The organism is Corynebacterium macclintockiae (genome assembly GCF_027570165.1).
GTDB lineage: Bacteria > Actinomycetota > Actinomycetes > Mycobacteriales > Mycobacteriaceae > Corynebacterium > Corynebacterium macclintockiae.
In genome coordinates, this window is sequence record NZ_JAKMUV010000002.1 from 215,059 (window position 1) to 237,120 (window position 22,062).

Genomic DNA, 22,062 nt, shown 5'->3' on the forward strand with positions numbered 1-22,062 from the left:
GCTTCTTATGCTTCGTTGGACTACTGCAGGTGAATCCCACGGCCAGGCGCTCATTTCTTTGATTGAGAACCTCCCGGCCGGTCTGTCGGTTACTCGGGAAGATGTTTCCTATCAACTCGCTCGGCGCCGGCTGGGCTATGGGCGTGGTGCGCGCATGAAGTTCGAGGCCGACGAGGTCACCTTTGTCGGCGGTGTGCGGCACGGCAAGACGCTGGGCAGCCCTGTTGCAATCATGGTCGGCAACACGGAATGGCCGAAGTGGACCACGATTATGTCCGCCGACCCGATCGATGAGTCCGATCCGGAGGTGGCTAAGGAAATGTCCAGTGGCCGTGGTGCGAAGCTCACCCGCCCGCGCCCGGGGCACGCGGACTTCTCCGGCATGGTGAAGTACAACCACGCTGAAGCGCGCCCGATCCTGGAGCGTTCCTCCGCCCGCGAAACTGCCGCTCGTGTGGCCGCCGGAACTTTCGCCCGCGCCCTGCTGCGCGAGGTGCTGGGTGTGGAGGTTCTATCCCACGTGATCAGCATCGGCCGTTCAGAGCCGTACACGGGCCCCACCCCCGAGTTTGCGGACCTGGAGGCCATCGATGCTTCTCCGGTGCGCGCATTCGATGCAGCGGCCGAGGAGTCGATGATCGACGAAATCAAGGCGGCCAAGAAGTCCGGCGATACCCTAGGTGGCATCGTGGAGGTCGTTGTGAAGGGGTTGCCGATCGGCCTGGGCTCTCACGTTTCGGGCGAGGAGCGACTGGACGCACAACTGGCAGCGGCCCTGATGGGAATTCAGGCCATCAAGGGCGTGGAGATCGGCGATGGCTTTGAGGAAGCTCGCCGCCGCGGCTCTGAAGCGCACGATGAGATGGAGGCCGCCGACGATGGTGGCGTCCGTCGGCTGAGCAACCGCGCCGGTGGGCTCGAAGGTGGCATGACCAACGGCGAGGAGCTACGGGTGCGGGCGGCAATGAAGCCCATCAGCACCGTGCCGCGCGCCCTGAAGACCGTGGATATGGCCAATGGCGAAGCGGCCACGGGCATCCACCAACGCTCCGACGTGTGCGCCGTACCCGCCGCCGGTGTGGTCGCAGAGACCATGGTCGCGCTGGTGCTGGCTCGCGCCGTACTGCAGAAGTTCGGTGGCGACTCTGTGGAAGAAACCAAGCGGAACGTAGAGTCCTACTTGGAGTACGTCAATGACCGGCTGGACTGGTCCGAGGCGCAGGCTGAGGTAGGAGAGAGTCGATGAGTCCCCGCGCGGTGTTGGTTGGGCTTCCCGGCTCTGGCAAGACCACGATCGGCAAGCGCCTGGCTAATGCCCTGAACGTTCAATTGGTCGATACCGACCATCTGCTTGAAGCGAAGCTGGGCAAGACCTGCAGCCAGATCATGGCGGAGCTGGGGGAGCCCGGCTTTAGGGAAAAGGAAGCCGATGTGGTCGCTGAGGCTTTGCACAGCGATGGCATCGTTTCCCTTGGCGGTGGGGCAGTGGTCACCGAGCGCACCCGCCAACTGTTGGCGGACCACACGGTGGTGTACCTGAACGTCTCCATCGACGAGGGAGTGCGCCGCACGTCCCGCTCTAACGCCCGCCCGCTGCTGAACGTCCCCGATCCACGCAGCAAGTACGAGGAGCTTTTCGCCCAGCGCTCCGCGTTCTACGAGGAAGTCTCCAACTTTATGGTGCGTTGCGACGGCAAGGAGCCACGCCGCGTAGTCACGGACATCCTCATGTTCATCGAGGAAATCCGCCTGGAGCGCCTCGACGAACGCGATCACGTCCAACCGGACCCGGCCTTCCGATAATCTTCCCCGCAACCATTACCAACGAGGATCCCCGCCCATGAACACCTTTGAACAGCAGCGCATCACCGTGGCCTCCCAGTCGCCCTACGATGTGGTGATCGACCGCGGTACCGACTTCGCAGCGCAGGAGATCCTCAAGGTTGCCGGTGCGACCGCGACCTACCTGATTATCCACCAGCCTGCGCTATCCGAACGCGCCAAGACCCTGGCAGGACGTCTAACCGAGGCGGGATACGCCGCGCATACGCACGAGATTCAGGATGCCGAATCCGCCAAGACCGCTCAGTCTGCCGCCGAGTGCTGGGACGTGTGTGCGGACATCGGCCTGACCCGCGCCGATACGATCATCGGTCTGGGCGGCGGCGCGGCAACGGATCTGGCCGGATTCATCGCCGCCACCTGGATGCGCGGAATCAAGGTCGTGCACTATCCCACCACCTTGCTTGCCATGGTGGACGCTGCCGTGGGCGGCAAGACAGGCATCAACACCCCGGCCGGAAAGAACCTCGTCGGCGCATTCCACGAGCCCAGCGCCGTGATCGTTGACCTGGAGGTTCTGGAAACTCTGCCGCGCGAAGAAATGGTGGCCGGGTCGGCAGAAATCATCAAGGCTGGCTTCATCGCAGACACGAAAATCCTAAACATCTACGAGGCCGACCCCGAAGCGTCACTCGACCCGCGCGGCAGCCTGCCGGAGCTCATCGCCCGCGCCATCCAGGTGAAGGCGGACGTAGTGGCGGTGGATCTGAAGGAGTCCAGCCTGCGCGAGATCCTCAACTACGGCCACACCTATGGTCACGCAGTTGAACATTACGAGGACTACCGCTGGCGCCACGGCCAGGCGGTCGCCGCCGGCATGATCTTCGAGGCGGAGCTGGCCAAGGCAGCTGGGCTGCTGGATGAGGCGGACGTTCGGCGTCACCGCGACATCCTTAGTTCCGTAGGTTTGGCGACCAGCTACAACGGCGCCGAGCTCGACGAGCTTCTGGCTGCGATGGGGCGCGACAAGAAAAACAAGGGCGGCAAGATTCGCTTCGTCGTGCTCGAAGAGATCGGCAAGCCCACCCGCTTGGAAGGCCCCAGCGAAGATCTGCTGCGCGCGGCGTATGCCGCTAGCGTGGAGGCCTAAAGACCCAAAGACTGGAGACAGCGATGAATGCAGAGGAAACCAACGCGCCGAAGGTGTGCGTCATCAACGGGCCGAACCTTAACCGCTTGGGCAAGCGCCAGCCGGAGGTGTACGGCAGCACCACACTGGCCGATGTGGAGGATCTGCTGGCCCGCGAAGCCACCGCGCTGGGCATCGCGGTCGACTTCTTCCAGTCCAATCACGAAGGCGAGCTGCTGGATCGCATCCACCGCGCCGCCGACGAGGGCAACGCGGTGATCATCAACCCGGGTGGATTCACCCACACCTCCGTTGCGCTGCGCGACGCGCTGGCGGAAATCGCCGACGGCGCCGGCTTCGTGGAGGTGCACATTTCCAACGTCCATGCGCGCGAAGAATTCCGCCACCGCAGCTACCTCAGCCCCCTGGCCAGCGGCGTGATCGCCGGAATGGGTATCTACGGCTACGTCGCCGCCCTGCGCTATTTCGCCCAATAACTCCCCCCGCATAGCCCCTGCGTAACGCTACATCTTTAAGGAGAGTTGATGTCTATAAAATTTTTTGACGCCTACCGCACCCGCCGCGCCAAGGCCACAGGTCTAGTCAAAGACTCAGAGCACGCTGGGTTGCTGATTAGCGACTTGAAGAACGTCCGTTACCTCACCGGCTTCTCCGGCTCCAACGGGCTGTTAGTCATCCGCGAAGACGGCCAGCACCTGTTGCTGACGGATGGGCGCTACGACACACAGGTGCGCATCGAGACCGGAGAGCCGGAGGACGTGCGCATCGAGATCGGCCGCAAGCTGTTCGACCGCGCGGCCGAGTTTGCCAAGGAGGCGGGGGAGTCCTTCGCAGTTGAGCCCAGCCTCGACTACGGCCAGGCCCAGGCACTGGGCAACCCGCCGGTGCTGGGATCCGTGGTCGAAGGGCTGCGCCTGGTGAAGGACGAGCTGGAAGTTGCGGCGCTGGCCGAGGCCGGCGAGCTAGCCGATAGCGTGTGGCGCTCCTTCATCGAGGACGGCGGCATTCGCGAAGGCATCACCGAGATCCAGGCAGCGGCGGAGCTGGAGTTCCAGCTGCGCACCGCAGGCGCGGACGGCCTGAGCTTCGACACGATCCTGGCCAGCGGCGTGAACGCTGCAAAGCCCCACGCAGGGGTATCGCGGGAGAAGATCGTGCCGGGGCTGGTCACTGTGGACTTTGGGGTGTACCTCGATGGATACGCCTCCGATCAGACCCGCACGGTCTGCGTGGGCGAGCCCGACGAGCTGGCCCGCGAACTCTACGACGTGGTGTACCGTTCGCAGAAGGCAGGCGAGGCCATTCTGGCCCCGGGCGTAGAGCTGCGAAACGTGGATGCCGCCTGCCGCGACGTGATCGCCGAGGCCGGTTACGGGGAGTTCTTTGTACACTCCACCGGGCACGGCGTGGGTCTCGACGTGCATGAGGCCCCGCGGGCAGCGGCGGGCGTCAATCCCGAAGAAAAGCTGGTGGAAGGCATGACCGTGACGGTCGAGCCCGGCATTTACATTCCCGGCAAGACAGGCTTGCGCATTGAGAACACGTACGTGATCACCGCCGACGGAGCTAAGAGCTTCAATGCCTCGCCGACGGAACTCATCGTCGTTTAGGCGTGGGCAGCTGCTAGACTGTAGCAGCAAAAAATTTTTTTTGAACCCTATATCCCAATACAAGGAGACCATTCGTGGCAACCACCGCTGACTTCAAGAACGGCCTTGTCCTCAAGGTTGACGGCAAGCTGCAGCAGATCGTCGAATTCCAGCACGTAAAGCCGGGCAAGGGCCCCGCATTCGTGCGCACGAAGCTCAAGGATGTCGTCTCCGGCAAGACTGTTGACAAGACCTGGAACGCAGGCGTCAAGGTGGAGACCGCTACCGTCGACCGTCGCGACATGACCTACCTGTACAACGACGGCACCAGCTTCGTTCTGATGGACGAGAAGACCTACGACCAGGTCGAGCTGGCCCCGCACCTGATGGGCGATGGCGCCAAGTTCCTGCTGGAGAACACCAGCGTGCAGGTTTCCTTCCACGAGGGCGAGCCGCTGTTCGCCGAGCTGCCCGTCGCCGTCGAACTGAAGGTTGAGCAGACCGATCCGGGCCTGCAGGGTGACCGCTCCACCGGTGGTACCAAGCCCGCAACCCTGGAGACCGGCGCAGAGATCCAGGTTCCGCTGTTCATCGAGACCGGCAACGTACTAAAGGTCGATACCCGTACCGGCGAGTACCTGTCCCGCGTCAGCAACTAATCCAGCGAACGTTTTTCACCCCATGACTGAAGAACACACAGCTGATAAGAGTGCCTTCAAGCGCCACGGTGCGCGCTACAAGGCACGTCGCCGCGCCGTTGACATCCTCTTCGAGGCCGAGTTTCGCGACATCGATCCGGTCGAGATCGTCGAGGAACGCATCACCCTGGCTAAGGACGCAGCCAACCAGGTCAAGCCCGTGCCGGAGTACACCCAGCAGATCGTGCCCGGCGTGGCGACGAACCTAGATGCGCTGGACGAGGCCATCGCGCTGCACCTGTCCAGCGAGTGGCGTCTGGATCGTCTCCCTGCCGTCGACCGTGCGGTGCTGCGCGTAGCGGCCTGGGAGCTGAAGTTCAACGACGATGTGGATGCCAAGGTAGCCGTCGTCGAAGGCGTTGAACTGGCCAGCGAATACTCGCACGACAAGGCGCCCAACTACATCCATGCGGTGTTGGACGGCATCAACAAGGATCTGCAGATACAGGCCGACCTGCAGTTGGCAGATGCGGCGGCTGCACAACGTGCGGCGGCCGCGGGCGCTGCAGGTACTGAAGGCGCTGCAGGCGCTAGCGAAACACCAGGCCAGGACGATCTGGACGAGCTTCTCGGCGGAGTCATTAACGAGTCCAACGAAGCGTGATAAACTGCCAGTCGGACAATGTAGACATCCTTTAACGGACCGCACAGAGAGGCGGGAAAGGAGGTCACGATGAACCCGACGGCTGGGGAAGCTGGCGTCACCCTACTCGACGCAGATCAAGTTTCCCGTACTGTCGCGCGCATCGCGCACCAGATTATTGAAAAGACCGCGCTGGACGGACAGAACTCCCGGCGCGTAGTTCTACTTGGCATTCCATCGGGGGGAGTGCCACTCGCGGCGCGTCTCGCCGAGAAGATCCAGCATTTTACGGGGGTGGAGGTCTTCCAGGGCTCGCTGGATATCACGTTGCACCGTGATGATCTGCGCACCACGACCCACCGCGCCCTCAAACCCACCAAGGTTCCCGCAGAAGGAATCGACGGCACCACCGTCGTGCTGGTAGACGATGTCCTCTATAGCGGGCGTTCCATCCGCGCGGCTCTGGACGCGCTGACCGACATTGGTCGCCCGGATTCCGTGCAGGTGGCGGTTCTGATCGACCGCGGCCACCGCAAGTTGCCTATCCGCGCGGATTACGTGGGCAAGAACATTCCCACCGCAGCGGACGAGGACGTAACGGTGAACCTCGCCGAATTGGATGACGTGGACAACGTGGTTCTGTACCGCCACGCGGCCACCGGGGAAGGGAGCAAGTAACCCATGAAGCACCTCATTAGCATTGCTGACCTCAGCAAGTCGGAGATTCTGGGGCTGATGGACGAGGCCGACCGCTTCGCCGAGGCTTTAGAGGGGCGCGAGATGAAGAAGCTGCCCACGCTGCGCGGTCGCACCGTCTTCACCATGTTCTATGAGAACTCTACCCGCACGCGATCCTCCTTCGAGACCGCGGGTAAGTGGATGAGCGCCGACGTCATCAACATCTCCGCCTCCAGCTCTTCGGTCAAGAAGGGCGAATCCCTCCGCGATACTGCCCTGACCCTGAAGTCGGTCGGCGCGGACGCGATCATCATGCGCCACCCGTCCTCCGGCGCAGCGCGTCAGGTCGCGGGGTGGCTGGGCGATACGGCCGTCATCAACGCTGGTGACGGTTCGAACCAGCACCCCACCCAGGCTCTTTTGGACGCCACCACGATGCGCAACCGCATTGGGGACATTAGCGGCAAGAAGGTCGTTATTGTCGGCGATATCCTGCATTCCCGCGTGGCGCGCTCGAACGCCCAACTGCTCACGACTCTGGGAGCGGAAGTGGTGTTTGTGGCGCCTCCGACGCTGGTGCCTTTGGGCATCGAGCACTGGGGCAACTGCTCTGGAAACAGCGCTGGCAATGGCGGGGGCAAGGACAGCGTCCGAGTCAGCTACGACTTCGACAGCGAGATCGCAGACGCGGATGTCGTGATGATGCTGCGCGTGCAGGCCGAGCGTATGAACGGCGGCTTCTTCCCCTCGCACCGCGAATACGCCACCCGCTATGGCCTGTCTAAGGCTCGCGCAGAGCGGATGAAGGAGGGTGCGATCATCATGCACCCAGGCCCGATGCTGCGGGGTATGGAGATCAACTACGACGTGGCAGACGCACCGCAGACCGTGGTTCTGAACCAGGTCACCGCAGGCGTGCACGTGCGCATGGCGGTGCTGTTTACCCTGCTGGTTGGGGAAGAGGGTTAGAGGCGCACGATGGCCACAATCCCCACAAAGGCACAGACAAACTCCAAAACGAGCGACAAAGGGACTTCCACCATGACTTCCGATTACCCGGCCACCGGCGAGCTGGCCAGCCACCCCACCGGCGCCGATAATGCAGTTCTGCTGCGTGGCGTGCTGATCTACGGCGAGGGCGACAAGCAGGACGTGCTGGTGCAGGACGGCGTGATTGCAGAGATAGGCAGCGACCTGTCGGCCAAGGCACCGGAAGGAGCAGAGGTGCTGGATCTGGACGGCCAGGTGCTGCTGCCGGGCCTGGTGGATATGCACGTACACCTGCGCGAACCGGGGCGGGAGGATACCGAGACGATCGCTACCGGATCCGCCGCGGCCGCCCAGGGTGGGTTCACGGCGGTGTTCACCATGGCGAACACCGCACCGGTCACCGACAACCCCGCTATTGCCGAGATGGTTTGGTACAAGGGTCAGAACACGAACCTGTGCGATGTGCACCCGGTCGGTTCCATCTCCAAGGGTTTGGAGGGTAAAGAGCTCACGGAGTTCGGCATGATGGCCGATTCCGATGCGAGGGTGCGCATGTTCTCCGACGACGGCAAGTGCGTGGACGATCCGCGCCTCATGCGCCGCGCAATCGAATACTCCAAGGGTATGGACGTACTGCTGGCCCAGCACTGCGAGGAGCCGCGTCTGACGATCGGCGCCGTAGCACACGAGGGCGAGACCGCCGCCCGACTCGGTCTGGGTGGCTGGCCGCGCGTCGCCGAGGAATCCATCGTCGCCCGAGACGCGATCATGGCCCGCGACTACGGCGGCCGCCTGCACATCTGCCACGCCTCTACGGAAGGCACCGTTGACCTGCTGCGCTGGGCAAAGGCACAGGATATTCCGCTGACTGCGGAGGTCACCCCGCACCACCTGCTGCTCACCGACGAACGGCTGGAAACCTACGACGGTGTGAACCGCGTGAACCCGCCGCTGCGCGAACAGCGCGACGTAGAGGCGCTGCGCGCCGCCCTGATCGACGGCACGGTCGACTGCGTGGCCACCGACCACGCTCCGCACGGTTCCGAGGACAAGTGCTGCGAGTTCGACCAGGCGCGCCCCGGCATGCTGGGAATCGAGACTTCGCTGGCGCTGATCGCCAAGATCTTCGTCATCGACGGCGATCAGGACTGGCGCTTCGTGGCCAAGGTCATGTCCGAGCGCCCCGCAGAGATCACCAAGCTGCCCGGTCACGGCCGCCCGATCGCGGTCGGGGAGCCTGCGAACCTATGTGCCGTGGATGTGAACCAGTCCTGGGTGGCTCGCGGCCAAGACATGGCTTCCAAGGCCAACAACACCCCATACGAGGGCATGGATATGCCGGTCAAGGTCAGCACAACGCTGTTGCGCGGCAAGGTGACCTGTAGGAACGGCTCATCAGTGTAGAAAGAACCCACGAGTGGGCGTCACTAAGAAGAACCGAACACAACAGTCCAACAGTTAAGGAAAGAGACACAATGAGCTACACCCCAGCAGCACTGGTTCTGGCCGACGGGAAGATCTTCCGCGGCAGGGCATTCGGCGCGACGGGTCGCACCCTCGGCGAGGCCGTGTTCACGACGGCCATGACCGGCTACCAGGAGACCATGACGGATCCCTCGTACCACCGCCAGATTGTCGTGGCGACCGCTCCGCACATCGGCAACACGGGCTGGAACGACGAGGATTCCGAATCCCGCGGCGACAACATCTGGGTGGCCGGGCTGGTTATCCGCGACCTGTCCCGCTCCGTGAGCAACTGGCGGGCCAATCGCAGCCTGCCGGAGGAGATGATTGCCCAGGACATCATCGGTATCCAGGGTGTGGATACCCGCGCGATTGTCCGCCACCTGCGCGACAAGGGCTCGGTTGCTGCAGGCATCTTTAGTGGTGACGCCCTAAGTTCCGACGACGACATGATCAGCCAGGTTCAGGCTCAACCGTCGATGGCCGGCGCGGACCTGTCTGGCGACGTCAGCACCGACGAGCTTTACATTGTGGAAGCAGACGGCGAGCGCAAGCACACCATCATCGCCTACGACATGGGCATCAAGACCAACACCCCTCGCGAGTTCGCCAAGCGCGGCGTGCGCAGCGTGGTGGTTCCGTCGACCACCAGCTTCGAAGAGGTACAGCAGCTGATGGGGGAGTACGACGCGACCGGCGTGTTCATCTCCAACGGCCCGGGCGACCCCGCGACGGCCGACGCGACGGTGGACGAGCTGAAGAAGATCCTGGGAGCCAAGATCCCGTTCTTCGGCATCTGCTTCGGCAACCAGCTGCTGGGGCGTGCGCTGGGGATGGAAACCTACAAGCTCAAGTTCGGCCACCGTGGCACCAACGTACCGGTGCTGGATCACCAGACCGGCAAGATCGACATCACGGCGCAGAACCACGGCTTCGCCCTGAAGGGCAAGCCACTGGAGAAGTTCGATACCCCGTTCGGCGAAGCGCAGGTGACCCACACTTGCCTCAACGACGATGTGGTCGAGGGCGTGGCACTGGTGGACGGCAGCGCGTTCTCCGTCCAATACCACCCGGAATCCGCAGCTGGTCCGCACGACGCGAACCCACTGTTCGATAAGTTCCTGGAGAACTTGGAAAAGAACAGCTAGCAGCCAACAGCCAACACAGATCTTTAACGAAGAAGATTCAGCAACAGGGATAGTAGGGAAAACACCAATGCCACGTCGCGAAGACATTAACCACGTACTCGTCATCGGCTCCGGCCCGATCGTTATCGGCCAGGCCTGTGAGTTCGATTACTCCGGCACCCAGGCCTGCCGCGTGTTGAAGGAAGAGGGGCTGCGCGTCACCCTGATCAACTCGAACCCGGCGACGATCATGACCGATCCGGAGTTCGCCGATCACACCTACATTGAGCCGATCTCCCCGAAGTACATCGAGAAGATCTTCCAGGAAGAGCAGGAGGCCGGCCACAAGGTCGACGCTGTCCTGGCGACCCTCGGTGGCCAGACCGCACTGAACGCCGCGATCCAGCTGGATCGCCTGGGCATTCTGGATAAGTACGGCGTTGAGCTGATCGGCGCAGACATCGAAGCGATTGAGCGCGGCGAGGATCGCCAGAAGTTCAAGGACATCGTTGCGAAGATCGGCGGCGATTCCGCCCGTTCGCGCGTGTGCCACAACATGGAGGAGGTCCACGAGACCGTTGCAGAGCTGGGCCTGCCGGTCGTCGTTCGCCCATCGTTCACCATGGGTGGCCTGGGATCGGGTCTGGCCTTTAACGAAAAGGATCTGGAGCGCATCGCCGGTGGTGGTCTGGCGGCGTCGCCCGAGGCCAACGTGTTGATCGAGGAGTCCATCCTCGGCTGGAAGGAGTTCGAGCTGGAGCTCATGCGCGACGGCAAGGACAACGTAGTGGTCGTCTGCTCCATCGAAAACGTGGACGCCCTCGGCGTGCACACCGGCGACTCCATGACCGTTGCCCCCAGCATGACGCTGACCGACCGCGAGTTCCAGGTGATGCGCGACCAGGGCATCGCCATCTTGCGTGAGGTCGGCGTGGACACCGGCGGCTGCAACATCCAGTTCGCCGTGAACCCGAAGGACGGGCGCATTATCACCATTGAGATGAACCCGCGCGTGTCCCGTTCTTCCGCACTGGCTTCCAAGGCCACCGGCTTCCCGATCGCAAAGCTGGCCGCGAAGCTGGCCATCGGCTACACCCTGGACGAGGTCCGCAACGACATCACCGAGGTCACCCCGGCTGCCTTCGAGCCGACCCTCGACTACGTTATCGTCAAGGCTCCGCGCTTCGCCTTCGAGAAGTTCCCCGGCGCCGACGACACCCTGACCACCACCATGAAGTCCGTGGGCGAGGCCATGGCCATCGGCCGCAACTACATCACCGGCCTGAACAAGGTCATGCGTTCCCTGGAGACCAAGCAGGCGGGCTTCTGGACCATCCCGGACGAGGCTTTCGCCGGCGAGCGCGCCACCGACAAGCAGGCCGTCCTGGAGGATCTGAAGCGCCCGACCGAGGGGCGCATGTACGACGTGGAGCTCGCTCTGCGCCTGGGCGCCACCGTCGAGGAGGTCTACGCCGCCTCCGGCATCGACCCCTGGTTCCTGCACGAGCTCGCCGGTCTGGTCGAGTTCCGCCAGCGCCTTATCGACGCCCCAGTCTTGGACGTCGACCTTCTCCGCGAAGCGAAGTACATGGGTCTGTCGGATAGGCAGATTGCAGCACTGCGCCCGGAGCTGGCAGGGGAGGACGGCGTTCGCGCCCTCCGTTGGGCACAAGGTATCCGCCCGGTGTTCAAGACCGTCGATACCTGCGCTGCCGAGTTCGAGGCGAAGACCCCGTACCACTACAGCTCCTATGAGCTGGACCCGGCCGCCGAGTCCGAGGTTGCACCGCAGCCGGACAAGAAGAAGGTTCTTATCCTGGGCTCCGGCCCGAACCGCATCGGCCAGGGCATCGAGTTCGACTACTCCTGTGTGCACGCAGCTCTGGAGCTGTCCCGTGTGGGCTACGAGACCGTGATGATCAACTGCAACCCAGAGACGGTCTCCACCGACTACGACACGGCCGACCGCCTGTACTTCGAGCCGCTGACCTTCGAGGACGTCATGGAGGTCTACCACGCCGAGGCCGAGTCCGGCGAGATCGCTGGCGTAATCGTGCAGCTGGGTGGCCAGACGCCACTGGGCTTGGCACAGCGCCTGGCAGACGCTGGCGTGCCGGTCGTGGGTACCTCCCCGGAGGCCATCAACCTGGCCGAAGACCGTGGCGAGTTCGGCAAGGTTCTGGAAAAGGCTGCCCTGCCTGCGCCGGAGTTCGGCACCGCCACTAGCGTTGAGGAGGCCCACGATGTGGCAGCCCGCATTGGCTTCCCGGTACTGGTCCGCCCCTCCTACGTTCTGGGTGGTCGAGGTATGGAAATCGTCTACGACGACGAAAGCCTGACCGACTACATCCAGCGCGCCACCGAGATCACCGACGATCACCCGGTATTGGTTGACCGCTTCCTGGATTCCGCCATCGAGATCGACGTCGACGCGCTGTGCGATGGCGAGAGCGTGTACCTGGCGGGCGTGATGGAGCACATCGAGGAGGCCGGCATCCACTCCGGTGACTCCGCTTGCGCCATCCCGCCGATGACGCTGGGCTCCGAGGACATCGAGAAGGTGCGTAAGGCAACGGCAGCACTGGCCCACGGTATTGGTGTAAAGGGTCTGATGAACGTCCAGTTCGCTCTGAAGGACGACATCCTGTACGTCATCGAGGCCAACCCCCGCGCCTCCCGTACCGTTCCCTTCGTATCCAAGGCCACGGGCGTGCAGCTGTCCAAGGCAGCGGCCCGGATCATGCTGGGCACGAAGATCTCCGACCTGATCGAGGAAGGCGTGCTGCCGCACGACCGCGACGGCGGATCCCTGCCGCAGGGCCACCCGATCGCCGTGAAGGAAGCCGTGATGCCTTTCAACCGCTTCCGTAGCCCGGAAGGCCACGTGCTGGATTCCCTGCTGAGCCCAGAGATGAAGTCCACCGGCGAGGTCATGGGTCTGGACGACGACTTCGGCACCGCCTTCGCCAAGTCCCAGGAGGCCACCGGCGACCTGCCGACCGAGGGCACCGTCTTCGTCTCTGTGGCGAACCGCGACAAGCGGACCTTGATCCTTCCGATCCAGCGACTGTACTCCCTGGGCTTCAAGATCCTGGCCACCCAGGGCACCGCAGCCATGCTGCGTCGCAACGGCGTGGAGTGTGAGGTTGTGGCGAAGATCTCCGACGAGCGCCGCGCTGCCGCTGACAACACCCCGCTGGTCGATACCGATGGCAACCCGCTGCGCACCGTTGGCGATTGGATCAAGGACGGCGACGTTGACCTGATTCTGAACACGCCAGCCGGCTCCGCCGGGGCGCGTCACGATGGCTACGACATTCGCTCTGCCGCCGTCAACATGGGCGTGCCGTGCATCACCACGGTTCAGGGCGCTGTTGCCGCGGTGCAGGGCATCGAGGCGCTGCAGGGCGCGGAGCCTACCGTGCGCCCGATCCAGGAGGTTGATCACTCGTGACCGCAAGTTCGGGCGAGCGTCTGACCTTCGGCGAGCGTTTCCTCGAGCGTGCCGAGAACTTTGGCCAACTCTGCGTAGGAGTGGATCCGCACCTTAGCATCCTGGAGGCCTGGGGCCTGCCAGCGAATGTCGAGGGCGTGGAGGCCTTCAGCAAGATCTGTGTGGAGGCCTTTGCGGACGTCGCCTGTGTGGTCAAACCCCAGGTGGCTTTCTATGAGCAGTTCGGTTCTGCAGGTCTTGCTGTACTGGAGCAGTCTATCGCGGAGCTGCGTCGCGCTGGCGTGTTAGTGGTAGCCGACGCGAAACGCGGCGACATTGGCTCCACCATGGCGGGTTACGCTCGCGCGTGGCTGGATCCGGACTCGCCGTTGAGCAGTGACGCTGTGACGGTCTCCCCGTGGCTGGGCTTCGATTCCCTGCGTCCAGTAATCGAACTGGGTGAACAGCACGGCAAGGGAGTGATCGTGCTGGCGGCAACCTCCAACCCGGAGGCCGTTGAGCTGCAGCGTTCTTTGTTCCATGGCTCCGAGGCCAACCTGGCACAGCACATCGTCGACCGGGTGGCGGAGGAAAACTCTGTCCACGGCCAGGCCGGCAACCTCGGAGTGGTCGTTGGTGCCACGCTAGCCCAACCGCCCCGCCTGGATAGGGTAGGCGGAATGGTGCTGATGCCAGGCGTCGGTGCGCAGGGCGGCACCATCGAGGATGTGCGGCGTATCGCTGGAGGAAAGCAGACAGCGCGCCTGGTATCGCCCAATGTTTCCCGTGGGGTACTCAAGGCAGGGCCGGACGTCGCCGCCCTCCGCGCGGCGGTAGTTGAGCACGCCGCTACCTTGCGCCTCTAGAGGCCATAAGCTGGGTCTTTTGCTGGTTTATCAGCCTAGAGGTGATACACTGATGGGCGTTGTTTCGAGCCTGCCGTTGCGGCGCCCTGTCTGCGCTTATCGCAGTTCACGAGGTCGTGTACAGTAGTCAGGAACATAGGCTCGGTGTGTCAGGTTGGCATATTAGACCGAGACAATTTAATATCCAGCGGTGCTTGGCGTACCCTTTCGGACCCACAGCATGCTGGTTATGACCAGATAATTTTCATTTTTTTACGAGCATTACATACGGAGGAACCCGTGGCACTTCCCCAGTTGACCGATGAGCAGCGAGCAGAAGCGCTGAAGAAGGCAGCAGAGGCACGCAAGGCACGCGCAGAACTGCGCGAGAAGCTGAAGCGTGGCGGCACCGACCTGAAGCAGGTCCTGAAGGACGCTGAGACCGACGAGACCCTGGGCAAGATGAAGGTCTCTGCTCTGCTGGTTTCCCTGCCGAAGGTTGGCAAGGTTAAGGCCAAGGAGATCATGGAGCAGCTGGAGATCGCCGAGACCCGTCGTATCCGCGGCCTGGGTGACCGTCAGCGTCGCGCTCTGCTGGAGCACTTCGGCTTCGAGGCATAGCTTTGAGCCAGGACCTGAATAGCGGACGGATCGTCGTACTTGCAGGTCCGTCGGCGGTGGGGAAGTCCACCGTCGTGCGTCGGCTACGCAGTGATGTTCCCGATCTGTTCTTCAGTGTGTCTATGACGACTCGCGATCCCCGGCCAGGGGAGGTAGACGGTGAGGACTACATCTACGTCACCCGTGAGCAGTTCGAACAGAACATCGCCGCCGGCAAAATGCTGGAATGGGCGGAAATTCACGGCGGACTGCAGCTCTCTGGCACGCCCCGTCAGCCCATCGAGGACGCTCTAGCGGAATCCCGCCCCGTACTGGTCGAGGTTGACCTGGAGGGCGCCCGCAACGTTAAAAAGCTGCTGCCGGAGGTGCAGACGGTTTTCCTGGCGCCACCATCCTGGGAGGCGCTGGTGGAACGACTGACTGGCCGTGGCACGGAAACTGAGGAAGTTATCAAGCGCCGTCTGCAGACAGCAAAGGTGGAGATGGCTTCGCAGTCGGAGTTCGACCACGTGGTGGTCAACGACGACGTGAACCAGGCCGTCGCCGCCATCAGTAGCCTCCTTAAGCCAGAGAACTAACCCGCATAATCAAACAACCCACCAAAGAAGGTGCATACCGTGGAAAATCAGGACGTGAATGCGAACGAGACCGTATTCGATCCTCCTGTGGGCATCACCAATCCACCCATCGACGAGCTGCTGACGAAGGTCTCCTCTAAGTACGCCTTGGTCATCTTCGCAGCTAAGCGTGCTCGCCAGATCAACGACTACTTCCAGACTGTTGATGAGGGCGTGTTCGAGTTCGTTGGTCCCCTGGTTACTCCGGACGTTCACGAGAAGCCCCTGTCTATCGCCCTGCGCGAGATCAATCGGGATCTGTTGGAACACACCGAGGGGTAAACCAGCTAGGCTGAGTCGTTGTGAACGTTGCATCAGCTGAAGAAAGCACACAGCCGCTCCGCGTCGTTATCGGCGTAGGGGGCGGCATTGCTGCATATAAGGCCGCTCACCTGGTCCGCTACTTCACCGAGCAGGGCCACCAGGTGCGCGTTATTCCCACTCGCTCGGCGTTGAACTTCGTCGGTGCTGCGACCTTTGAGGCTCTATCGGGTCAACCTGTCGCCACCGAGGTTTTTGACGCCGTCGACGAGGTCCAGCACGTACGCCTCGGCCAAGAGGCAGACCTGATCGTCGTAGCGCCCGCCACTGCTGACCTCATGGCGCGTATCGCGCACGGGCGCGCGGATGACCTGCTTACCGCCAGCTGTCTGGTCGCCACATGTCCGGTGGTGCTCGCGCCTGCTATGCACACTGAGATGTGGGAGAATCCCGCCACCGTGGATAACGTCGCCACGCTGCGTCGGCACGGGATCACCGTCCTGGAACCCGCCCATGGCCGCCTGACCGGAACGGATAGCGGTCCAGGGAGGCTGCCAGAGCCAGAGCAGATCGGCCAGCTGGCGCTCACCGTGTTGGGAGATCGTACTGCGTTCAGCCGCGACCTGGAGGGCAAGCGGGTGGTCATCAGCGCCGGTGGCACCCACGAGCCGTTGGATCCGGTGCGTTATCTGGGCAATGCGTCCAGCGGACGCCAGGGCTACGCGCTGGCGGAGGTGGCAGCGCAGCGCGGCGCTCGCGTCACTCTTGTCGTGGGGGTGACGGAGAACCTGCCTACCCCTTGCGGGGCGGAGGTCGTGCGGGTGAAGACCGCCCGCCAGATGCAAGCCGCGGTCATGGAACACGCGCGCACTGCGGATGTAGTTGTCATGGCCGCCGCGGTGGCCGACTATCGCCCTGCAGAGGTCGCTGAGTCGAAGATGAAGAAGGGTTCGGACGCTGACCTGACGACAGTTCATCTGACGGAGAACCCAGACATCCTTGCCGGCGTGGTGGAGGCCCGTAGCCGGGGAGACGTGGCGTCCACAACGAAGATCGTGGGCTTTGCCGCGGAGACAGGCGATGCGGAGAGCACACCGCTGGATTTCGCCCGCAAGAAACTTGAGAAGAAGGGCTGTGACCTGCTCATGTGCAACGCGGTGGGCGAGGGCAAGGTATTCGGGCAACCTGATAGCGCGGGGTGGATCTTGCGCCCGGGCGGCGAGGTGATCGAGGTTCCCCAGGGGCCGAAGACGAGGGTCGCTGCAGCCATCTGGAAAGCCGTGTGCGAGACTAACTAGACCGGCTACGTGACAAATACAGACAGCTTGGTCTAGTATGTGTCCATTAACTAAAAACGGCAACTGCCGTCAAGACCACACAAAAGGAAAAATCCACGTGTCTTTGCGCCTATTTAGCAGCGAATCCGTCACCGAAGGGCACCCCGACAAGATCTGCGACGCGATCTCCGACAAGATCCTCGACGCACTTCTAGCCAAGGACCCCGAGGCGCGCGTGGCGGTAGAGACCGTCGTCACCACCGGCCTGGTGCACGTCGTCGGCGAGATCCGCACCACCACCTACGTGGAAATCCCCGCGCTGGTGCGCAAGACGCTGCTGGAGATCGGTTTCAACAGCTCCGACATGGGCTTCGACGGCTCCACCTGTGGTGTCAGCGTGGCCATCGGCGAGCAGTCGCAGGAAATCGCCCAGGGCGTGGATACCGCCCTGGAACACCGCTCCCACGATGCGGAGGGCGGCACCGAGCTGGACGAGATCGACCGCCTGGGCGCCGGCGACCAAGGCCTGATGTTCGGCTACGCAACCAACGAGACCCCGGAGTACATGCCGCTGCCCATCGCGTTGGCCCACCGCCTGTCGCGTCGCCTCACCGAGGTGCGCAAGAAGGGAATCGTTCCCCACCTGCGCCCCGATGGCAAGACCCAGGTGACCTTCGCCTATGACGCGGAAGGCACCCCGGTGCGCCTGGATACCGTCGTCGTCTCCACCCAACACGACGGCGGAATCGAGCAAGAGTGGCTGCACGAGCAGATCCGCACCCATGTTGTGCAGTACGTTCTGGACGAGGCGGGACTCAGCGGCAACCTGGCCGACACCGACTACACGCTGCTGGTCAACCCCTCCGGTTCCTTCGTGCTGGGCGGTCCGATGGGGGACGCGGGCCTGACCGGACGCAAGATCATCGTCGACACCTACGGCGGCATGGCTCGCCACGGCGGTGGTGCATTCTCCGGCAAGGACCCGAGCAAGGTCGACCGCTCCGCCGCCTACGCCATGCGCTGGGTAGCTAAGAACATCGTCGCCGCGGGCCTGGCCGACCGCGCCGAGGTGCAGGTCGCTTACGCCATCGGCCGCGCCACCCCGGTTGGCCTGTACGTCGAAACCTTCGGCACGGAAAAGGCCCCGGTGGAAGACATCCAGGCTGCCGTGCTCGAGGTGTTCGACCTACGCCCCGCCGCGATCCTGCGGGAACTCGACCTGAAGCGCCCGATCTACGCCCAGACCAGCGCTTACGGCCACTTTGGCCGTACCGACCTGGATCTGCCGTGGGAGCGCACCGATCGGGTAGAGGCACTGCAGAAGGCCATCGCAGCGAAATAACGCCCGCCGGGAAAGGGGTATAAAGGCACTGTGGAACAGCCCGTCGCTCGCGTCTTGCCGCTGCTGGGCGTGCCGCACCTCGACCGGCTCTTCGACTACGCCGTCCCCGAGGACATGGACGCCCACGCCCAGCCGGGTGTGCGTGTCCGCGTTCGTTTTTCCGGCCGACTGGTCGATGCCTTCCTCATCGAACGTCGTCGACGCAGTGACCATCCCGGTCAGCTGCGCCCGCTGGAACGCGTGATCAGCCCTATCCGCGTGCTGCCGAAACCACTGTGGGAGCTCGTCAATACCCTGGCCGATCGCTACGCCGGGGTGCGCTCCGACATTCTGCGTTCGGTTGTGCCTTCGCGCCACGCCTCGGCCGAAGCCTCCGGGCTATTCGCGGACGGTGCGGCTTGGGAGGATCTGGGTGCCAAGCTGCAGTCCGTCGAAGAGGCCGCCACGCAGTCCTACGCGGCAGCCGAGACCGCCCTTGCCCCCTATACGCACGGAACGGCGTTTCTATCCGCGCTCGTCGCGGGAAAGCCTGCTCGTTCTTGCCTGTTGACGCCCCCAGGCAGCGACATCCCCACGCTCATCGCGGCCGTGGCAGCCGCCGTGGCCTGGAATACGGACGGCAGTGTGCTGGTGGTAGCGCCCAACCAGCGCCTGGTAGATCGCCTGGTAGCAGGCCTGAAAGAGCATATGAACCCGGCACAGGTGCTGGAGATGACGGCGTCCATAGGCCCGAACGCCCGATACCGCCGCTACCTTTCGGTGCTGGCCGGGCAGGCGCGCGTGGTGGTGGGCACGCGCTCGGCGGCGCTGCTGCCAATGGTGAAACCACGGCTGATGGTGCTGGTGGGGGAGTCCGACGACAACCTGGTGGATCCGCGCGCGCCGTATATCCAGGCGCGGGAGGCCCTAGCGCTGCACGCCGAACACTCCGGTTCGGGACTGCTGATTGCCGGGGTGCATCGCTCGGCGGAGGTGCAGCAGTGGGTGGATAGGAAGCTGGTGTACCCGCTGGCGCCGCTGCCGGAGGTACTGCGGGAGGCCATGCCGTGGATCCGCGGGCTGGGGGAGACCGACGGGGCAACCGAGAGGGAGCTGCATGCCCCGGGCGCGCGGATTCCCTCCATGGCATTCGAGGCGATCCGCGAGTGCATGGAGCGCAACGTGCCCGCACTGGTGCAGGTACCCCGGCGGGGATACGCCCCGGCGTTGAGCTGTGCGAAGTGCCGTACCCCGGCGAGGTGCCGGCACTGCAACGGTCCCCTGGAGCTGCCTACAAGTGCCGAGGCCGCGCCGCCGAGGTGCCGGTGGTGTGGGCAGACCGCAGGGCTATTTACCTGCTCCAGCTGCGGTAACCATAGCGTGCGCCTGGCGGTGGTCGGCCACGACAGGACAGTGGAGGAGCTGGGGCGAGCATTCCCCGGCATCCCGATCATCGCCAGCGGCGGCAAGAACGTGGTCGATCAGGTGAGGCTGCGCAAGAGCATAGTCGTTGCCACCCCCGGCGCCGAGCCGACGGTGGACGGCGGGCTGTACGGTTCGGCGGTTCTGGTGGATCCTTGGATCCTGCTTGGAAGGCAAGATCTGCGGGCGGCGGAAACTGCGCTACGCCATTGGATGGAGGCGGCCGCGCTGGTGGCTCCGCGCACCGAAGGCGGAAAGGTCATCTTCGCCGGGGCTGCGAACCTGCCCACGGCCCAGCAGCTCATTCGGTGGGATCCGGTGGGTTCCGCCCGCGCGGAGTTGGCCCACCGCGCCGAAGCGGCCTTCCCGCCGGCCTATAGTGTGGCCGCGATCGACGGCACCGTCGCCTCCATCGAGAACCTGGAGGCCGGATGGGAGCTGCCGGAAGGCGCCGAGACTCTGGGGCCAGTGGAATTGCCCCAGGGAGTGCGGCTGCCCGCAGGCATCGATAGCCACGATCCCCAAGCCCGACAGTCCGCCCGGCGCCTGCTGGTGCGGGTACCGGCCGAGCATCAAGCAGAACTGGGGCAGGCGCTGCGCCGGGCACAGTCCGTGCGCACGATTCACCGCAGCGGTCGCGGTCCCCAGCCGGACGCGTTACGCGTTGTCATGGATCCCGTGCGTATCGGTTAGGGTGGATAACCATGACCGTGCTAAACATGCGCTACTTCGGGGATCCGGTACTTAAGACCGTTGCAGATCCTATGAAACAAGAACAGATCCAGGACGCGAGCACCCGACGGCTCGTGGAAGACATGCTGGAAACCATGGATCACTACGGCGGGGTGGGACTGGCCGCCAACCAGATTGGCATCACCCGCCGTATTTTCGTCTACGACTGTGACGGGGATCGTGGGCACATCATCAACCCCACCTGGGAGGCCGTCGGGGAGGAAACCGAAACCGGGGGCGAAGGCTGCCTTTCCATCCCGGACGTCCACGGGGATGTCACCCGCGCACTGCGCGTGCGCCTGCGCGGCACCACCGTGGATGGGGAAGAAGTCGACCGCGAGGTCACTGACCTGATGGCACGCTGCGTGCAGCACGAAACGGATCACCTGGACGGTGTGCTTTTCATTGAGCACCTGTCCACCGAACAGCGCCGAGAGGCAATGCGCCAGATCCGCGAATCGGAGTGGTTCAAGCAGTGAAAGTCGTCTTCGCCGGAACCCCGGAACCCGCTGCCGTAGCCCTCGAGCACCTCATCGCCGACGAGCGCCTCGAAGTGGTCGCGGTGATCACTCAGCCGGACGCCAAGCGTGGCCGCGGCCGCACCCTGCACCCGTCCAAGGTCGCGGAAGTCGCGGAGAAGGCCGCCATCCCGACGTACAAATGGCCCAGTCTGAAGGCCGGCACCGAGCCCGGCGATGAGACGAGGGCAGTACTGTCCGAACTGGCCGCGGACGGGGTGCGCGCCTGCGCCGTCGTCGCCTACGGCAACCTGATCCCCGCCGACATCCTGGACGTTTTTGCACACGGCTGGGTCAATCTTCACTATTCACTGCTACCCCGGTGGCGCGGTGCCGCCCCGGTACAGGCCGCCCTGGCAGCGGGTGACGAGACCACCGGCGCTTCCATCTTCCGCATCGAGCAAGGCCTGGATACGGGCCCGGTCGCCGCACAGCTCACCCAGCCCATCGCCGTGGAGGATACCGCCGACGACCTGCTGGCTAGCCTGACGTATTCCGGCCGCGAACTGCTGGCCGATACCCTCGTCGCCATGGAGGCGGGCACGGTCGAACTGACCCCGCAGGACGAGGCAGAAGCCACCCACGCGCCGAAAATCCACTCCGCCGACGCGCAGATCGATTGGTCCCAGCCCGCCGAAGTCATCCAGCGAGTTGCCCGCGCGCACACCCCAGCTCCGGGCGCGTGGACCCTCTTGGACGGCCAGCGCTTCAAGATCGGCATGCTGTTGCCAGCCGACCCGAACGAGGTCACTGGATTGGGCGCTGGGGAAATGTGGGCGTCAACAAAAAAGGTATTCGTCGGCACCGGGACCGAAGCACTAGAGATCACCCGCATCCAGCCTCCGGGCAAGAAGATGATGGAGGCCGCGGCATGGGCACGTGGCCAACAAGAGCTGCTGGCCGGGAAGCCCGTGTTTAGCGCGCGGCAAGAGACCGCACGGGAAAGCAACTAGG

Annotated in this window: 21 protein-coding genes; all 21 read left to right on the top strand. The window is 63.8% G+C overall.

The window, feature by feature from the left end:
- Positions 1–7 precede the first annotated feature (7 nt).
- A complete protein-coding gene (aroC, locus tag L8U58_RS02675; protein WP_192817084.1) occupies positions 8–1,246 on the top strand; it encodes a chorismate synthase in 1,239 nt (412 codons plus the stop codon).
- The gene (locus L8U58_RS02680) at positions 1,243–1,803 is read left to right on the top strand and encodes a shikimate kinase (RefSeq protein WP_043012133.1); all 561 of its coding nucleotides are present in this window, start codon (positions 1,243–1,245) and stop codon (positions 1,801–1,803) included. Before aroC ends, L8U58_RS02680 begins: the two co-directional genes overlap by 4 nt.
- A gap of 37 nt (positions 1,804–1,840) precedes the next feature.
- Positions 1,841–2,932 (top strand): 3-dehydroquinate synthase, encoded by a 1,092-nt coding sequence (aroB, locus tag L8U58_RS02685; protein WP_043012132.1) that lies wholly within the window; start codon positions 1,841–1,843, stop codon positions 2,930–2,932.
- 23 nt (positions 2,933–2,955) lie between these two features.
- Positions 2,956–3,408 (top strand): type II 3-dehydroquinate dehydratase, encoded by a 453-nt coding sequence (gene aroQ / locus L8U58_RS02690; protein ID WP_034981989.1) that lies wholly within the window; start codon positions 2,956–2,958, stop codon positions 3,406–3,408.
- Between the two features lie 48 nt (positions 3,409–3,456).
- Positions 3,457–4,542, top strand: a complete 1,086-nt coding sequence (locus L8U58_RS02695; RefSeq protein ID WP_269954637.1) for a M24 family metallopeptidase — start codon at positions 3,457–3,459, stop codon at positions 4,540–4,542.
- Positions 4,543–4,616: 74 nt separating this feature from the next.
- Positions 4,617–5,180, top strand: coding sequence for an elongation factor P (gene efp / locus L8U58_RS02700; protein ID WP_034968099.1), 564 nt, complete (start codon positions 4,617–4,619; stop codon positions 5,178–5,180).
- A gap of 22 nt (positions 5,181–5,202) precedes the next feature.
- Entirely contained in the window at positions 5,203–5,823 is a 621-nt protein-coding gene (nusB, locus tag L8U58_RS02705; protein ID WP_070551398.1) for a transcription antitermination factor NusB, read from the top strand.
- A 69-nt stretch (positions 5,824–5,892) separates the two neighbouring features.
- Positions 5,893–6,480: a bifunctional pyr operon transcriptional regulator/uracil phosphoribosyltransferase PyrR gene (gene pyrR, locus L8U58_RS02710; protein ID WP_034976464.1), complete on the top strand. Its 588-nt coding sequence runs from the start codon at positions 5,893–5,895 to the stop codon at positions 6,478–6,480.
- Positions 6,481–6,483: 3 nt separating this feature from the next.
- A complete protein-coding gene (locus tag L8U58_RS02715) occupies positions 6,484–7,449 on the top strand; it encodes an aspartate carbamoyltransferase catalytic subunit (protein WP_034968087.1) in 966 nt (321 codons plus the stop codon).
- 72 nt (positions 7,450–7,521) lie between these two features.
- Positions 7,522–8,874: a dihydroorotase gene (locus tag L8U58_RS02720; RefSeq protein ID WP_034976466.1), complete on the top strand. Its 1,353-nt coding sequence runs from the start codon at positions 7,522–7,524 to the stop codon at positions 8,872–8,874.
- Positions 8,875–8,945: 71 nt separating this feature from the next.
- Positions 8,946–10,082: a glutamine-hydrolyzing carbamoyl-phosphate synthase small subunit gene (gene carA / locus L8U58_RS02725; protein WP_035001844.1), complete on the top strand. Its 1,137-nt coding sequence runs from the start codon at positions 8,946–8,948 to the stop codon at positions 10,080–10,082.
- Positions 10,083–10,149: 67 nt separating this feature from the next.
- Positions 10,150–13,515 carry a carbamoyl-phosphate synthase large subunit gene (carB, locus tag L8U58_RS02730; protein ID WP_269954638.1) on the top strand — a complete coding sequence of 1,122 codons (3,366 nt, stop codon included), beginning with the start codon at positions 10,150–10,152 and terminating at the stop codon, positions 13,513–13,515.
- 20 nt (positions 13,516–13,535) lie between these two features.
- A complete protein-coding gene (gene pyrF / locus L8U58_RS02735; protein ID WP_269954693.1) occupies positions 13,536–14,360 on the top strand; it encodes an orotidine-5'-phosphate decarboxylase in 825 nt (274 codons plus the stop codon).
- A gap of 279 nt (positions 14,361–14,639) precedes the next feature.
- Positions 14,640–14,960, top strand: coding sequence for an integration host factor, actinobacterial type (mihF, locus tag L8U58_RS02740; protein WP_034968069.1), 321 nt, complete (start codon positions 14,640–14,642; stop codon positions 14,958–14,960).
- A gap of 2 nt (positions 14,961–14,962) precedes the next feature.
- The gene (gene gmk, locus L8U58_RS02745; protein WP_034968065.1) at positions 14,963–15,538 is read left to right on the top strand and encodes a guanylate kinase; all 576 of its coding nucleotides are present in this window, start codon (positions 14,963–14,965) and stop codon (positions 15,536–15,538) included.
- Between the two features lie 39 nt (positions 15,539–15,577).
- Positions 15,578–15,859: a DNA-directed RNA polymerase subunit omega gene (gene rpoZ, locus L8U58_RS02750; RefSeq protein WP_034968060.1), complete on the top strand. Its 282-nt coding sequence runs from the start codon at positions 15,578–15,580 to the stop codon at positions 15,857–15,859.
- A 20-nt stretch (positions 15,860–15,879) separates the two neighbouring features.
- Entirely contained in the window at positions 15,880–17,136 is a 1,257-nt protein-coding gene (coaBC, locus tag L8U58_RS02755; protein WP_043012128.1) for a bifunctional phosphopantothenoylcysteine decarboxylase/phosphopantothenate--cysteine ligase CoaBC, read from the top strand.
- A 97-nt stretch (positions 17,137–17,233) separates the two neighbouring features.
- A complete protein-coding gene (gene metK / locus L8U58_RS02760) occupies positions 17,234–18,457 on the top strand; it encodes a methionine adenosyltransferase (RefSeq protein ID WP_035008198.1) in 1,224 nt (407 codons plus the stop codon).
- A 30-nt stretch (positions 18,458–18,487) separates the two neighbouring features.
- Positions 18,488–20,551 carry a primosomal protein N' gene (locus tag L8U58_RS02765; RefSeq protein ID WP_269954639.1) on the top strand — a complete coding sequence of 688 codons (2,064 nt, stop codon included), beginning with the start codon at positions 18,488–18,490 and terminating at the stop codon, positions 20,549–20,551.
- Positions 20,552–20,562: 11 nt separating this feature from the next.
- On the top strand, positions 20,563–21,069 hold the full coding sequence (gene def, locus L8U58_RS02770) for a peptide deformylase (protein WP_034981977.1): 507 nt from the start codon (positions 20,563–20,565) through the stop codon (positions 21,067–21,069).
- Positions 21,066–22,061, top strand: a complete 996-nt coding sequence (fmt, locus tag L8U58_RS02775; protein WP_269954640.1) for a methionyl-tRNA formyltransferase — start codon at positions 21,066–21,068, stop codon at positions 22,059–22,061. The genes def and fmt overlap by 4 nt, the downstream gene beginning before the upstream one ends.
- The last annotated feature ends 1 nt before the right edge of the window (position 22,062 follow it).

Bases quoted from the DNA above. Each gene is read 5' to 3' on its own strand.
- aroC (WP_192817084.1), top strand. From the start codon at position 8: ATGCTTCGTTGGACTACTGCAGGTGAATCCCACGGCCAGGCGCTCATT.
- L8U58_RS02680 (WP_043012133.1), top strand. From the start codon at position 1,243: ATGAGTCCCCGCGCGGTGTTGGTTGGGCTTCCCGGCTCTGGCAAGACC.
- aroB (WP_043012132.1), top strand. From the start codon at position 1,841: ATGAACACCTTTGAACAGCAGCGCATCACCGTGGCCTCCCAGTCGCCC.
- aroQ (WP_034981989.1), top strand. From the start codon at position 2,956: ATGAATGCAGAGGAAACCAACGCGCCGAAGGTGTGCGTCATCAACGGG.
- L8U58_RS02695 (WP_269954637.1), top strand. From the start codon at position 3,457: ATGTCTATAAAATTTTTTGACGCCTACCGCACCCGCCGCGCCAAGGCC.
- nusB (WP_070551398.1), top strand. From the start codon at position 5,203: ATGACTGAAGAACACACAGCTGATAAGAGTGCCTTCAAGCGCCACGGT.
- pyrR (WP_034976464.1), top strand. From the start codon at position 5,893: ATGAACCCGACGGCTGGGGAAGCTGGCGTCACCCTACTCGACGCAGAT.
- L8U58_RS02715 (WP_034968087.1), top strand. From the start codon at position 6,484: ATGAAGCACCTCATTAGCATTGCTGACCTCAGCAAGTCGGAGATTCTG.
- L8U58_RS02720 (WP_034976466.1), top strand. From the start codon at position 7,522: ATGACTTCCGATTACCCGGCCACCGGCGAGCTGGCCAGCCACCCCACC.
- carA (WP_035001844.1), top strand. From the start codon at position 8,946: ATGAGCTACACCCCAGCAGCACTGGTTCTGGCCGACGGGAAGATCTTC.
- carB (WP_269954638.1), top strand. From the start codon at position 10,150: ATGCCACGTCGCGAAGACATTAACCACGTACTCGTCATCGGCTCCGGC.
- def (WP_034981977.1), top strand. From the start codon at position 20,563: ATGACCGTGCTAAACATGCGCTACTTCGGGGATCCGGTACTTAAGACC.